Below are 14,106 nucleotides of genomic sequence, written 5' to 3' on the forward strand. Positions count from 1 at the left end.
GATTTCCTCCTAGTTATAGCGGTTAATAATTTTTCCATTCGGATGTAAAATTAAATTATCGATTAATCTAGCTTCATCAAAGTAAACTGCCGCTGCAAGAATTACCTGCTGATTAATGGTGGAAACAGGTTTTAATGCGGGATAACTTAATAATTTAATATAGTCAATCTTTCCTGAAATATGTTTTTCCACTGTTTGAGTTACTTCTTTTATAATAAGGGCTGGATTTCCTTCACCTTTAAGAAGAAGCTGTTGACCAGCTAGTAACCCTTTATATATCCATACAGCTTCTCTTCTCTCATGTTCTTTTAAATTTACATTACGACTGCTCTTAGCTAAGCCGTCTTTTTCTCGAACCGTAGGTAATCCAATTAACTCCATTGGAAAATTTAAGTCTTGAATTAATGCATCAACTACAGCAACTTGCTGTGCATCCTTCAATCCAAAATAAACCTTAGTTGGACGAATAATGTGGAACAGCTTTGTTAACACGGTTAATACGCCATCGAAATGTCCAGGGCGAGAATGGCCGCATAATACATTTACTCTCTCCCTGATACTCATATGAATGAGCATCGCATGTGGATACATTTCTTTTACAGTTGGTATAAATAAGACATCAACACCAGTTTTTTCAGCAAGTAATGTATCAGATTGTTCATCTCTAGGGTATTTTTCAAAATCTTCATTTGGGCCAAACTGTAGCGGATTGACAAATATACTAGCTACAACAATTGCGTTCTCCTTTTTTGCTTCCTTCATGAGTTGTAAATGTCCTTCGTGTAAAAAACCCATTGTAGCAACGAATCCAATTTGTTTATGTTGTAAATGGTATTTTTGAATAATCTCACTCATTGTATTTACGGAACGTATGACTTGCATATAAATATCTCCTTACTCACTAATAGGCAAATAATCTTTATCTTTAATATGGAAGGATTGTTCATCAGCCGGGAAGGATACCTGTTTTACTTCTGAAATGTAAGATTTCAGTGCATTTATTCCTTCTGTATTAAAGTCAGTATAGGGCTTCACAAATTTTGGCAGACGCTCAATACCATATTTCATAATATCATGGTAAACAAGAACTTGACCATCACATTCTGGACCTGCACCTATGCCGATGGTTGGAATATCTACTGTAGCTGTTATTATTTCTGCTAGCTCCCTTGGAACGCATTCTAAAACAAGAGCAACTGCACCGTGTTCAGCTACTTGTTTTGCATCTTCCAGCAGCTGTTTGGCAGCAGCTTTATCCTTACCTTGTACTTTAAATCCGCCTAACACATTTACGGATTGGGGAGTTAAGCCTAAATGGGCGATGACTGGTATACCAGATTCTGTTAATCGTTCCATGAAATGAAGTATTTCTAGAGAAGCACCCTCAATTTTAAGGCTTTGCGCATTAGTTTCTTGAAAAAGCTTTGTGGCATTACGTAGCGAATCTTCTAAAGATATATGATACGACATAAATGGCATGTCAACAACAGTAAATGTATTCGGTGCACCGCGCTTGACTGCTTTAGCATGGTGGATCATATCATTGACCTTCACCTCAACAGTTGATGAATAACCTAGTACAACCATACCTAACGAATCACCGACGAGTATGGTATCAATACCAGCCTGTTCTGCCTGTTTTGCCGATGGGTAATCATAGGAAGTGACCATTGTAATTTTGTCTTGATTCGCTTTCATTTTTTTGAAATCTAGTACACTTAGCATTAAATATTTCCCCCTTTTCAGACAAGTTTAGTATGTATGTATATTCATATGTAGAATTTGACTTTCAATTGCAATGAAGTTAATTATACAATAAACAGGGAAAAGAATAAATCAAGTGGAATTTTTTCTGCAGAATCTAGTTTTTTTCGTTCAAAATTGACAAATTTTCCTTTATACTAGATTCATATTACATAGTTGGGGATTGATAGCTTATGAAGAAAAATAAAAACATCATCATCGCTTTTCTTGGGATTATATTGCTAAGTATTCCAGTAATTGTGAGTGGAGAGGAAGCACAAAAAGTGACTGCTCATCAGGAGAGGCAAATTAATATTAAACCATTAAAAGCGAATAAAACATTGAAGCGATTTGTACATACTTCAGGCTATGATTTTGAATATCCCGACGCGGTACGTGGGATATATGTTACTGGAAATTCAGCTGGAGGCAGTCGTTTCGATTCCCTTGTGGAGCTAGTGGATCGTACGGATTTAAATACAATGGTTATTGATGTGAAAGAGGATAATGGAAATTTAACTTTTACCCCGGAAAAAGGATCTCCATATGAGGAAATTGCGAAGGATTACATTGATAATCCCAAAAAAATGATGAAGGTTCTTGAAGAAAAAGGGATTTATCCGATTGCTAGAGTTGTTGTATTTAAAGATTCCGTATTAGCAAAAAAACGCCCAGATTTATCTTTTACTAAAAATGGTAAAGTATGGGTCAATGGTAAAGGTGAGGCATTTGTTAGTCCTTTCCAAAAAGAAGTATGGGAGTACAATGTAGAAATTGGAAAAATGGCAGCATCAATGGGCTTCCAAGAAATCCAATTTGATTATGTTCGTTTTCCAGAAGGTTTTGAACATCGAGATAAAGAACTGGAGTATTCATTAGGAGATTATGAAGATCTTGACATGAATAATATTAAAAAACGTGTAAAGGCAGTAACGGATTTTGTTCACTATGCAAAAGAAGAGCTCAATAATTACGATGTGGATGTATCTGTAGACATATTTGGTTATGCAGCAACTATTGAGGAAACGCCGGGAATTGGACAAAACTTCTCGAAAATCGCGGAGAATGTGGATATAATTTCTTCCATGATCTATCCTAGTCACTGGTCTTCTTATTTTGGAATAGAAAAGCCTGATACAGAGCCGTATAAATTAGTAAATGAGTATGCGAAAGTGGAAAATAAAGTTTTAGGGAAATTAGACGATGCTCCTATTTCTAGACCGTGGATACAGGATTTTGAGGCTCCTTGGTTATATAGTGGTGCTACAAAGCAATATGGAAAAGCAGAAGTAGAGGCACAAATCAAAGCATTGTATGAAAATGGTATCAATGAGTTTCTGCTGTGGAATGCTGGTAATTCCTATACAGAAAACGTAGATTATAAATTAGGTAAATAACAAAAGTGAAACAGAAGCTGAGACAAAAGAATGAAGAAACAATAAAAAAAGAACGATAAAATAATTAGGTGGTTACCCCCAAAAGTTAGAGTTTATACTATGCAGCTGATTGGCTGGATTGCGTTCGGTACTCAACTGGACTCAGCCCAGCCAATTTTTCCTTTATTCGTTCATGATTATACCAGTAGATATATTCTTCAATCCGACTTTTTAATTCTTCATAGCGTACTAATTTTTCACCATAATACATTTCTTGTTTTAAAATGCCAAAGAAATTCTCCATTGGTGCATTGTCTGCACAGGTGGCTTTGCGCGACATGCTTTGGAATATTTTATTTTCTTTTAGTGTCCGCACCCACTGATTGTGTTGGTAATGCCAGCCTTGATCGGAGTGGATCGTAGTGCGGTAGATTGCCCGACTCTTCAGTATCTCTATTAATTCTTTTAAAGGGGTCATGACAAGGTTTAATGTTGGGCGTTTTTTGATGTCATACGTAATAATTTCTCCGTTATAAAGGTCAAGAATCGGATTTAAATATAACTTCTCTTCGCCTAGACATTTGAATTCCGTTATGTCTGTTACTAACTTTTGAAGTGGAATAGATGTGTTAAAACGGCGAGACAATCGGTTTTTCGCCACTTTTCCAACGTTCCCCTTATAGGAATTGTATTTACGGGATTTCCGCATAAATTTCACACATTTTAATCCCAATTCTCGCATAATGTGATACACTTTTTTATGGTTGATAACATATCCTAATTTCTTTAGTTCTCCTGTAATACGTTTATAGCCATAACGTTCATGGAACTTTTCAAATAAATCTGTAATGATTTCTTTTAATACTGTGTCCGAATCTTCTCTTCTAAAATTTTTCACATGATAGTGATAGGTTGCTTCAGGAATACCCACAATAGGAAAAATATCTTTTAATCGGAATCCTTCTTCTTTGAGTTCGAATGCCACCTTTGCCTGTGCTTTTCGTAGAAGGCATTCGGATTCTCCCGAAAAGCTTTTAGCTTTTTTAAGTAGGCATTCTCTAGCCTTAGTAGCTCATTCTCACGTTCTAACACTTCTTCACGTGTTCTCTTTTTTGCTTTCTGCTTCTTCTGTTTCATGGGTTTTTTAGACATAGAAGGACGCCCCTTTTGTTTTAATTCCAGGCCTTCCTTACCTTGTTTGCGAAATTTTTTCATCCAGAGTTTAACAATGGACGAAGTGCTCAACTTAAATTGAACAGCAGTTTCTGTATAAGAAGCACCTGTCTCTAACATAAATTGTATCGCATCTAATTTAAATTGAACAGAATACTCCTTCTTTGTATTTCTTCGTTTTAGTCCCGCCATACCGTGACGCTCATAGTTTTTCACCCATTCATATAGTGGTGTAGAGCTACTCATATGATATTTTTTGGCTAAGGAACGATATGAAAGATTTCCATCTATATACTCGGTGACAACCTTCCCTTTAAATTCTTCACTATATTTAGCCACAAAAACACCCCCTGAAATTAGATTTTTTACTCTAACTTCAGGGGGTCGGTACCTTATCGTTCTTTTTTTGATCAGAATCATTCATTTAGCACCTGAAACAAGCGAGACTCCGGCGGGAACAGCACGCGTCCGAAGATCCTCCTATTGATAACATGATTATTCGTATTTTGAGTAAAGAAGTTGTGTTTTGTCCCAGCCTCTGTTTTTTACATGATTTAGTGTAGAATGGGCAAGCTATAATAACACAAAATTATGAAACGATTTAACAAATCATTACATTTTCGTTATACTTAATACGACTACTAAAAAATAAGGAGTAGATCAATGAACTGGTATGAAAAGTTGAACAAGTATTTTCCTGTAGAAGAGATGAAATCAAGAGAACACATGGAAATGCTCTTAGAGGAAAAAGGAGATGTCTATTATAAAGACGAAAGTAATCAGCATGTTTTAATGTACGCTGAATTCGATACGTTTTTATTCATCGATTATCTATGGGTATCCGCAAAAACAAGAGGACAAGGGATTGGTCATTCCTTAATCGAAAAATTAAAGGCCAAGAATAAACCAATTATTCTGGAAGTAGAACCTGTAGATTATGAAGATTCAGATACAGAAAAAAGACTCCATTTTTACCACAGGGAAGGGTTTACCCATGCCCAATCTATCGGCTATAGTCGCCGTTCATTAGCCACTAATGAAGCTACCCCTATGGAAATACTTTATTGGTCACCTAATGATGATTCCGAAGACTTTATTTATGAACAGATGAAAAAAATGTATGAAGATATTCATACGTATAAAGATGAAGAAATTTACGGTCAGTCTTATCAGCCTGTGGATGAAGTGTTGACGTATGATGAAAATCGTTCTTCTGGAAATATTATGGAGAATTTAAAAACAACAGAGAAAGCCTAAGTAAAAAACTCCCTGCTTATTCAACAATAAGCAGGGAGTTTTTTACTTAGGCTAAAATATAGTCCGTCCGAATTAATACGAAACACAGGTTTTTATTTTATAGATTAATGAGTGAGAGTGTTTATTTCTGTATCATTTGAACTAAGTTGATTTATGTTTCGCATTCCCCATAGATAGATTATTTAAACGATCAGCTAGACCTAAGTTATAACCAATCGATTCGTCATTTTCAGAAATAAGCGATTCCTTTAATTCATATGCATTTGATCCATGTTCCGTGAAGTCTAATCCGGCTAATTCTTCTTCCTCAGAAACTCGGATAGATGAGAATTGTTTCACAATGAATAAGAATGCTCCTAATGTTATCATTGTCCATGCGATAACTGCTATAACTCCTATCGTTTGAATCCAAAATTGCGTTGTTCCATAACCATAGAACAAACCAGTCGACGTTGAAAATAAACCGATAGCTAATGTACCCCAAATTCCACAAAGACCATGTACAGTAATAGCGCCAACGGGATCATCAATACGTAGTTTGGCATCTAACCAGTGAATCCCTTCTACAAGTATGATGCCAGAAATAAGGCCAACTATTATTGATCCACCAAGTGAAATCTCTGCACATCCAGCGGTAATGCCGACTAAACCACCTAGTACACCGTTTAGGGACAATGAGGCATCGATACGCTTAAAGCGTAATTTTGTATATACGGCAGTCGATACAAGTGCTGCCGAAGTTGATAGCAACGTAGTGCCTATAACCATAGGTACAAGCGAAGGGTCGGCAGTAAGTGTACTACCTCCATTAAAACCAAACCAACCAAGCCAAAGGATAAAGACACCGAGTGCGCCGATAGGAATGTTATGTCCTTGAATAACATTTACTCTTTTCCCTGAGTATTTTCCAATACGTGGGCCTAAGTGCAATACAGCGGTGAGAGCACCTACTGCGCCGGTTACATGTACTACTGTCGATCCTGCAAAATCACTGAATCCTAAATCGGTAAGCCAGCCATCACCTTGCCAAACCCAGTGACCGACAACAGGATAGACAAATGCAGTCATCGCTATCACGATGAGAACATAACTGCTTAGTTTCATTCGTTCAGCAACAGCACCAGAAATAATCGTGGCACAGGTAGCTATGAACATTGCTTGAAATACGAAGAAGCCAACGTCTTCAACGTCATGTAATAAGAAACTATCTGTGCCTATGAATGAACCTCCAGAAGTACCAAACATAATACCAAAGCCGACAATAAAAAAGAGAATGGTCGAAATGCTAATTGTCAAGAAGTTTTTCATAAGAATATTGAGGGAATTTTTTGCTCTAGTAAAACCTGACTCCACCATCGCAAACCCTGCATGCATAAAGAATACTAGGAACGCACCAAGCATAATCCAAACCAAGTTAATGGATAACTCAAGAGAGGTAGTAGTTGGTGCAGCATATACAGGAGATGCAATGAGGGAAATAACGAAAAACAAGAATAAACTTTTTCTAAACATGCTTCATCCTCCTTTTAAATTACATAACAGCTTCTTTCCCTCTTTCTCCTGTTCTAATCCGGATCGTTTCTTCAACAGGCGAAACAAAGATCTTTCCGTCTCCAATATTACCAGTGCTACAATTTTTGATAATAATAGTAAGTATTTCATCTAATCGTTGTTCTTCTACAACCGTCTCCACTTTAATTTTAGCTAGTAGTTGTAGTTGAAAGGTTGTACCTCGGAATACTCCCTTTTGTCCTTTCTGCTTACCTGTTCCAGCAGCCTCTGTAACTGTTAAGCCTCCAATACCTGCTGCAGATAATGCTTTACGAAGTAATTGAAACTTTTCTGGACGGATAATTGCCTCAATTTTTTTCAATGCACTCACTCCTTTCGTGTAAGAAAACCTTACATTATAAGTTATGTAAATTATCATAATAGGTATACTAATTAAAATCAAGTAATTTTATATAATTATTTAGAAAATTACGAAACGAGCATTTGCAATTGGTTTTTAAGAAATTTTTTCAAATAAGATGTTTAATTAAAAATGATTAAGGGTAACTTACAAGTGAATGATTAAATTACATTTCGTAAACATCTAAAAAAAGCTCAATTTTTTCTTGAATATCCTCTACCTTTCGCTTGACAATTGTAGTATAATTTACATATAGGGTTATTTAAACTTATTTTAATTTGATAAGTGTTAAATGTTTATGGAATGACTAAACCCATTTTAGAATGAGGAGTGAAGTTTTAATGGTTACACTTTATACCTCACCAAGTTGTACATCTTGCAGAAAAGCAAAAGCATGGTTGGAAGAACATGATATCCCGTTCACGGAGCGTAATATATTTTCCGAACCACTAACACTGGATGAAATAAAGGAAATTTTACGTATGACGGAAGATGGCACTGATGAGATCATTTCAACTCGATCAAAGGTTTTTCAAAAATTGGATGTCAATATTGATCAATTACCAATGAAGGATCTTTTTAATTTAATTCAACAAAATCCGGGTCTTTTACGTAGACCGATTATTTTGGATGAAAAGCGTCTGCAAGTTGGATATAATGAAGATGAGATTCGCCGCTTCTTACCAAGAACGGTTCGTACTTTTCAGTTACGTGAGGCGCAACGAATGGTTAATTAACCAATTTAACATATTAAAAAACGCAGATCATTAATTACGATCTGCGTTTTTTTATCGCTATCTTGTAATCCTGCAAAGTAGACAGGTTAATTGTTACGGTTTCGTCACAAAAACGAGGATGACAAAACTTTAAATATAGGTTAAAATATGTTACTAATTATATAGGCATATATGTTTCCAATATGTTTGCTACTATCATACAATAAGTATAGAAAACCTTTTATTTCATTTACAAACATTTTGTTTGTAGGAAGTTTGGCATCACTCACATGTTGGAAGCATGAGCTGATCGTAAAGATTAGAAATCAAGGCATTAGGGTAAATCTACAATATTAAGTTATTTGGTGAAGCTGTTCTTCCACCTACCTAAAAAAGAAGGGGGAGAAATGAAAATGGAAATTGAAAGAATTAACGAGAATACAGTGAAATTTTACATTTCATATATTGATATTGAGGATCGCGGATTTGAGAGAGAAGAAATCTGGTATAATCGTGAAAGAAGTGAACAGCTTTTTTGGCAAATGATGGATGAAGTCAATTATAAAGAGGACTTTAATGTTGACGGTCCGTTATGGATACAGGTACAGGCTTTGGAAAAAGGATTGGAAATTATTGTAACTAAAGCTCAAATTTCTAAAAATGGAGACAATATTGAGCTTCAGACAGAAGATGGTAATACAGTTGATTTTCCAGTCGATAAAAAAATCGAAAATATGTTAGAAGATAAATTTGGTAAGCATGAAGAACCATTAGATGAAGAAGATGATGATAAGCTATGGATCATTGCTGATTTTGTCGACTTTGAAGATGTAATACAGCTAAGCCATTATCTTGATGACCTACAGGAAGGTACGATGGAAACACTTTACCATTATAACAATAAGTATTATCTATATATGGAGTTTTCTGAGGAAGAGCTTGATGAAAAACAGCAAGAAGATATTATTAGTAAAGTTTTTGAGTTTGCAGATGATTCAGATATTACCATACATGTACTTGAGGAATACGGGAAGAAAATCTTTGAAGAAGATACGTTTAATAAAGTTCGATCCCATTTCCCTGTACAAGTATAGACACTCCTTGAAAAGGAGTGCTTTTTTTATAAGTTAAGAAAGTATAAAATCAGTGCAATGACTGCGTTAAGCCAAGTAGTTATTTTGAAATGTTAGATGTATATTGGCAATGCTCGGACTAATTATTTCGCTTTCCGCGGGCACGGCCTCAACTAACTTTGCAAAGAAGAACACGTTGCAAAGTGGATTTTCGGCTCGCGCTAATCCCGCAGGAGTCTACGTAATTCGTCTCCGCTATGAGAAGGTGCACCAATTCTTGTCATAAGTAATAGGTTGACTTTTTTTACAATGGGTAAAGTGAAAATCGCTATCCGTGAGTATAAAAGTAGCTGTGTTACTTCATGCTAGCGTTGTAGAGCCTGATAATAGCGAAGGCCGGCCACTTCAACTCCTGTGGGAAATGTTTGACCTGAAGATCCACTTTTTTGAGCGGGTTTTGCTAAAAAAGTTAGCTGAAGGACAAACCCCACGGAAAGGGAAGTGGGCAGCCGGAGTGGTGGTCAAGCAAGCAGTAGCTATTATTCCATAATAGCTACTAGAGGAAGCGTAGATCTGAGCATTTAGTGATAAGGACTGAGCGAATTTTGCTCAGTTTTTTTTATGTTCTTTTTTTGTCCCACATATAACTGGCAGTAAGCCCGCCACTCCAAGAAGAAAAATAATTGGCTAAACCTAAGTAGGCTAACTTACCCGCCACTCCGTATAAAGTTTTTCTGAGGAAGCACAAAAAGTGGTGCCTCTAGCTTCGTATTGCCAAAAATAGTATCTTTTACGGAATGATGAACTGGGACTTGATATTTTCGTTCATATCAGTGAAACCGATATGGATAATGTGGGGTGGACTGCCAGTAAATGTCCGATTGATTAATTTTGGATTTAATTTTCTTCCTACAACGTTGTTTAATTTGATAGAATATAACAGGAGAGGTGAGCGCATGAGGAATCTACCCTTATACGGTAAAGTAAATATCATCATTGCTGCTGTATTCATGATTACAGGAATTTTATTATTCATCCAACGATTAGGTGCAGTTTTCGAGTGGCGGGATCAGTATCTGTCTCTTTCTTTTATTTTTTTAGGTAGCGCTTTATTTTTAAGTACCATTCGCTTAAAGAAAAAGAAGAATAATTAGAAGGATTTAAGCACTTTCTGTCGAATTCTTATTATTCACGGAGGTGTTTTTATGCTGCAAGCAATAGCGCAAACTGGAGAAATCGTGCTACTTTCTATTAAAACAAGGCATGAAATTGAACAATTGCGAAAACAGACCTTTTATTGTCCAATATGTAAGCAGCAAGTAATCATGAAAGCAGGTGCAGAGGTAATCCCACATTTCGCTCATTATTCATCAAGCCACTGCCGAATTCGTGAAGATGGTGAAGGGGCGTATCATGAGTCCGGGAAATTAATACTGTATCAATGGTTAAAAGCCCAAAAGCTAAACGTAACATTGGAGCCATTCCTCAATGAAATTCAACAGCGACCTGATATTTTATTAACGGTTAACACGAAAAAGATAGCTTTGGAATATCAGTGTGCTACAATTCCAATATCTATTATTACGGCCAGAAATAAGGGTTATCAGGCTGCAGGAATTACTCCCATATGGATACTTGGTGCTAAGCATTTTAAGCGTGAAACAGCCAGTAAATTTCGTTTATCTCCATTTACCAGCTCCTTTATACATCAATTTCCCACAAGCCAATCTTTGAAAGTTTTTTTCTTCTGTCCTATTACACGTTACTTTATTACCGCCCAAAACATTTATTTTACTACCAGTTTTAAAGCATTAGGTAAGTTTGTAATTACAAAGCTCAAGCATCTCATTTTTACGGATATATTTAAAGAAATTTCCTTCCCTAAACAAGAACTGTATCCATTATGGTTAAAGGAAAAGATGCTTTTTCGGACCAAATCACGAGTTCGAACAACCAAGCAAGAATTTTTATGGTTGAAATGGCTATATATAAAACAACACCATGTGGAAACATTGCCGTCCCTCATTTATTTACCGATATCATCGCAGATTCGTATGAACAAGCCTCTATGGCTCTGGCAAAGTAAAATTATCTTAGATCATATAGCTCCTCTATCAGTTGGTACAAAAATGGATGTTAGATTTATTGGTCGTTTATTGAACAAGCAAACTAGGTCAATAAGTCAAACCCCACTATTATTAAAGACGAAAAATCCTCTTATAGAATATATGTCTCTACTTGAACAACTGAAAATTGTAAAGCAGAATGCTCCCTTTATTTATACAAAACGCATACCAGTTTTCGTTCCTTCAACTTTAGAGCGAGCACTAGAAGAAGATCAGCTAATCATTAATCAATTACAGAAGCAAAATAAAAGCATGATTCATAAATAATACGATATACTAAATAGCAAGTATGCATTTTAAAAGAAGACTTTAAAATGCTTAACAAACAAGATAATGAGTTTTGTTTATTGGCTAAAAAGGAATTAGCAAACACATCACGAAAGAATAACTATAGGACGAATAGGGAGGAATAGAATTGGCTAAATCAACTAAGGAATTACCTAAACGAGAAGAATTACCTGAAGAGTCAACGTGGAAATTAGAAGATATCTTCGAAACGAATGATGCGTGGGAGCAGGAATGGAAAAGTCTGCAGCAAGCCATTCCACAAATTGAAGCATACCAAGGAAAATTAGCAGAATCACCTGCAAAACTTCTAGAATTATTGCAGCTACAGGATAAGCTATCAGAACGACTAGGTAAGCTATATACATATGCGCATATGCGATATGATCAAGATACAACAAATGGCATGTATCAGCGGTTAAATGCTCAGGCCGAGAGTATATTGACTTCAGCTTCTAGTTCAATGAGTTTTATAGTTCCCGAAATTTTAGCAATCGATGAGGAGAAGCTAAATCGTTTTTTAAAGGAAGAACAAGGTTTAAAGGCCTATAAAAAGACGTTGGATGAAATTACCCGTCAACGGCCACATATTTTAAGCGAGCGAGAAGAGGCAATACTTGCTGAATCATCAGAACCGATGTCAGCTGCTTCGCAAACATTCGGTATGCTGAATAATGCAGATTTAACATTTCCATCGATAAAAAATGAAAATGGAGAGGAAGTAGATCTAACACATGGACGATATATCCGTTTTTTGGAGTCCAAGGATCGTTCTGTCCGCAAAGCAGCCTTTGAAGCAATGTATGATACGTACGGGAAATTTCTAAACACGTTCGCTTCTACATTAAGCGGGAATATTAAGAAGGATAACTTCTTTGCAAAGGTTAGAAATTATAATTCTGCAAGACAAGCAGCATTGGATGATAATCATATTCCGGAAAAGGTCTATGATAATTTGATAGAAGCAGTTGATGAAAAGCTCCCATTACTTCATCGATATACCGAATTACGTAAAAAAGTGTTAAAGCTGGATGAGTTGCATATGTATGATCTCTATACGCCACTTGTTCAGGATGTAGATATGGAGATTCCTTTTGAAAGAGCCAAGCAATACGTCTTAGAGGGGCTTTCTCCATTAGGTGATGACTATCTAAGTATCATAAAAGAAGGTTATGAGAATCGATGGATTGATGTAGAAGAGAATAAAGGAAAACGTAGTGGCGCATATTCTTCTGGTGCATACGGTACTAACCCATATATACTGTTAAATTGGCAAAACAATGTTAATGATATGTTCACATTAGCTCATGAGCTTGGACATTCCGTGCATAGTTATTATACAAGAAAAAATCAGCCTTTCCGTTATGGAAATTATTCTATTTTTGTAGCAGAAGTAGCATCTACCTGTAACGAGGCATTGTTAAATGACTATCTATTGAATAACTTAGAGGATGAGAAGCAAAAGCTATATTTGCTTAACCATTTCCTAGAAGGATTTAGAGGTACTGTCTTCCGTCAAACAATGTTCGCGGAATTTGAGCATATTATTCACGTGAAACAGCAAGAAGGTGAAGCGCTAACTGCAGAAAAATTAACAGAGGTATACTACAATCTAAATAAAAAATACTTTGGCGATGGGGTAATTTCCGATAAAGAAATCGGGATGGAATGGGCACGAATTCCTCATTTTTATTACAACTACTATGTATACCAATATGCTACAGGATACTCTGCAGCTACCGCATTAGCAAGTCAGATCCTAGATGGTAAGGGAGATGCAGTAAAACGCTATATCAATTTCTTGAAAGCAGGTAGTAGTGATTATCCAATTGAAGTATTGAAGCAAGCAGGAGTAGATATGAACGATAAACAGCCTATTTTAGATGCTCTAGATGTATTTGAGGAGAAACTAAATGAAATGGAGCAGCTGCTAAGCTAATGAAATAGTGGGTTGACTAACAGAGTCTCCCTACACTGCCGAGAAATTTTTCTCGGCAGTTATTTTATTGTCAAGGAAATGATAAAATTAGCCCGTGTGGATAAATAGGGGTGTGTTGAGCCGCGTCCAGTTCCAGCGCCCAGAAACGAAGCGACTTCACGAATCGCCTATGCTAAGTCATCATTGGCTCGTAAGCACCCCGTGATTCCTTTATCTCTGTTGATTCGCTCCAGTCGCTATGTTTCTAATCGGACGCTTGCGTTTTGTTCATAAGTTAAGAAAGTATAAAATCAGTGCAATGACTGCGTTAAGCGAAGTAGTTATTTTGAAATGTTTGATGTATATTGGCAATGCTCCGACTAATTACTTCGCTTTCCGTGGGCACGGCCCATAGCCGTCAAGTTAAGCAGGATATTTTAAAAACCATAAAGTTATTCGTTATTCTGACATTATAAATGGAATAATTTGGAGGGATTACGTATGGCTAAGCAATATCATTTTGACTC

13 protein-coding genes and 1 pseudogene are annotated in these 14,106 nt (G+C 36.2%); 8 read left to right on the forward strand and 6 right to left on the reverse strand.

Annotated elements, in window-relative coordinates:
* Nucleotides 1-9: 9 nt before the first annotated feature.
* Nucleotides 10-882, reverse strand: coding sequence for a pantoate--beta-alanine ligase (panC, locus tag RVS70_RS14555; protein ID WP_121604882.1), 873 nt, complete (start codon nt 880-882; stop codon nt 10-12).
* 12 nt (nt 883-894) lie between these two features.
* A complete protein-coding gene (panB, locus tag RVS70_RS14560) occupies nt 895-1,725 on the reverse strand; it encodes a 3-methyl-2-oxobutanoate hydroxymethyltransferase (protein ID WP_026680650.1) in 831 nt (276 codons plus the stop codon).
* 212 nt (nt 1,726-1,937) lie between these two features.
* Between panB and RVS70_RS14565 the strand changes: the two genes are divergently transcribed.
* Nucleotides 1,938-3,140, forward strand: a complete 1,203-nt coding sequence (locus RVS70_RS14565; protein WP_026680651.1) for a putative glycoside hydrolase — start codon at nt 1,938-1,940, stop codon at nt 3,138-3,140.
* A 97-nt stretch (nt 3,141-3,237) separates the two neighbouring features.
* Here the strand turns inward: RVS70_RS14565 and RVS70_RS14570 are convergent.
* A pseudogene (locus RVS70_RS14570) lies at nt 3,238-4,110 on the reverse strand (IS3 family transposase); the annotation flags it as partial.
* A complete protein-coding gene (locus RVS70_RS14575) occupies nt 4,068-4,712 on the reverse strand; it encodes a helix-turn-helix domain-containing protein (RefSeq protein ID WP_321133813.1) in 645 nt (214 codons plus the stop codon). The gene RVS70_RS14575 and the pseudogene RVS70_RS14570, both read right to left, overlap by 43 nt.
* 243 nt (nt 4,713-4,955) lie before the next feature.
* On the opposite strand from RVS70_RS14575, the gene RVS70_RS14580 reads away from it, so the two are divergent.
* Nucleotides 4,956-5,549 (forward strand): GNAT family N-acetyltransferase, encoded by a 594-nt coding sequence (locus RVS70_RS14580; protein WP_026680652.1) that lies wholly within the window; start codon nt 4,956-4,958, stop codon nt 5,547-5,549.
* Nucleotides 5,550-5,690: 141 nt separating this feature from the next.
* Here RVS70_RS14580 and RVS70_RS14585 read toward each other — a convergent pair whose 3' ends face one another.
* Nucleotides 5,691-7,061 (reverse strand): ammonium transporter, encoded by a 1,371-nt coding sequence (locus tag RVS70_RS14585; protein WP_026680653.1) that lies wholly within the window; start codon nt 7,059-7,061, stop codon nt 5,691-5,693.
* Nucleotides 7,062-7,080: 19 nt separating this feature from the next.
* The gene (locus RVS70_RS14590; protein ID WP_121604884.1) at nt 7,081-7,422 is read right to left on the reverse strand and encodes a P-II family nitrogen regulator; all 342 of its coding nucleotides are present in this window, start codon (nt 7,420-7,422) and stop codon (nt 7,081-7,083) included.
* 380 nt (nt 7,423-7,802) lie between these two features.
* On the opposite strand from RVS70_RS14590, the gene spxA reads away from it, so the two are divergent.
* The 6 genes from spxA (at nt 7,803) to pepF (ending at nt 13,600) form a co-directional block, all read left to right on the forward strand.
* A complete protein-coding gene (gene spxA / locus RVS70_RS14595) occupies nt 7,803-8,198 on the forward strand; it encodes a transcriptional regulator SpxA (RefSeq protein ID WP_021292282.1) in 396 nt (131 codons plus the stop codon).
* Between the two features lie 392 nt (nt 8,199-8,590).
* Entirely contained in the window at nt 8,591-9,271 is a 681-nt protein-coding gene (gene mecA, locus RVS70_RS14600; RefSeq protein WP_026680655.1) for an adaptor protein MecA, read from the forward strand.
* Between the two features lie 313 nt (nt 9,272-9,584).
* A complete protein-coding gene (locus RVS70_RS14605) occupies nt 9,585-9,800 on the forward strand; it encodes a hypothetical protein (protein WP_121604416.1) in 216 nt (71 codons plus the stop codon).
* 406 nt (nt 9,801-10,206) lie between these two features.
* Entirely contained in the window at nt 10,207-10,404 is a 198-nt protein-coding gene (locus RVS70_RS14610) for a hypothetical protein (protein WP_026680656.1), read from the forward strand.
* Between the two features lie 51 nt (nt 10,405-10,455).
* The gene (locus tag RVS70_RS14615; RefSeq protein ID WP_051388294.1) at nt 10,456-11,643 is read left to right on the forward strand and encodes a competence protein CoiA; all 1,188 of its coding nucleotides are present in this window, start codon (nt 10,456-10,458) and stop codon (nt 11,641-11,643) included.
* Nucleotides 11,644-11,791: 148 nt separating this feature from the next.
* The gene (gene pepF, locus RVS70_RS14620; protein ID WP_205601730.1) at nt 11,792-13,600 is read left to right on the forward strand and encodes an oligoendopeptidase F; all 1,809 of its coding nucleotides are present in this window, start codon (nt 11,792-11,794) and stop codon (nt 13,598-13,600) included.
* Nucleotides 13,601-14,106 lie beyond the last annotated feature (506 nt).

The sequence above is a fragment of the Virgibacillus sp. M23 genome, assembly GCF_034190895.1.
Taxonomy (GTDB): domain Bacteria; phylum Bacillota; class Bacilli; order Bacillales; family Amphibacillaceae; genus Virgibacillus; species Virgibacillus salarius.

Bases quoted from the DNA above. Each gene is read 5' to 3' on its own strand.
- panC (WP_121604882.1), bottom strand. From the start codon at position 882: ATGCAAGTCATACGTTCCGTAAATACAATGAGTGAGATTATTCAAAAA.
- panB (WP_026680650.1), bottom strand. From the start codon at position 1,725: ATGCTAAGTGTACTAGATTTCAAAAAAATGAAAGCGAATCAAGACAAA.
- RVS70_RS14565 (WP_026680651.1), top strand. From the start codon at position 1,938: ATGAAGAAAAATAAAAACATCATCATCGCTTTTCTTGGGATTATATTG.
- RVS70_RS14575 (WP_321133813.1), bottom strand. From the start codon at position 4,712: ATGATTCTGATCAAAAAAAGAACGATAAGGTACCGACCCCCTGAAGTT.
- RVS70_RS14580 (WP_026680652.1), top strand. From the start codon at position 4,956: ATGAACTGGTATGAAAAGTTGAACAAGTATTTTCCTGTAGAAGAGATG.
- RVS70_RS14585 (WP_026680653.1), bottom strand. From the start codon at position 7,061: ATGTTTAGAAAAAGTTTATTCTTGTTTTTCGTTATTTCCCTCATTGCA.
- spxA (WP_021292282.1), top strand. From the start codon at position 7,803: ATGGTTACACTTTATACCTCACCAAGTTGTACATCTTGCAGAAAAGCA.
- mecA (WP_026680655.1), top strand. From the start codon at position 8,591: ATGGAAATTGAAAGAATTAACGAGAATACAGTGAAATTTTACATTTCA.
- RVS70_RS14610 (WP_026680656.1), top strand. From the start codon at position 10,207: ATGAGGAATCTACCCTTATACGGTAAAGTAAATATCATCATTGCTGCT.
- RVS70_RS14615 (WP_051388294.1), top strand. From the start codon at position 10,456: ATGCTGCAAGCAATAGCGCAAACTGGAGAAATCGTGCTACTTTCTATT.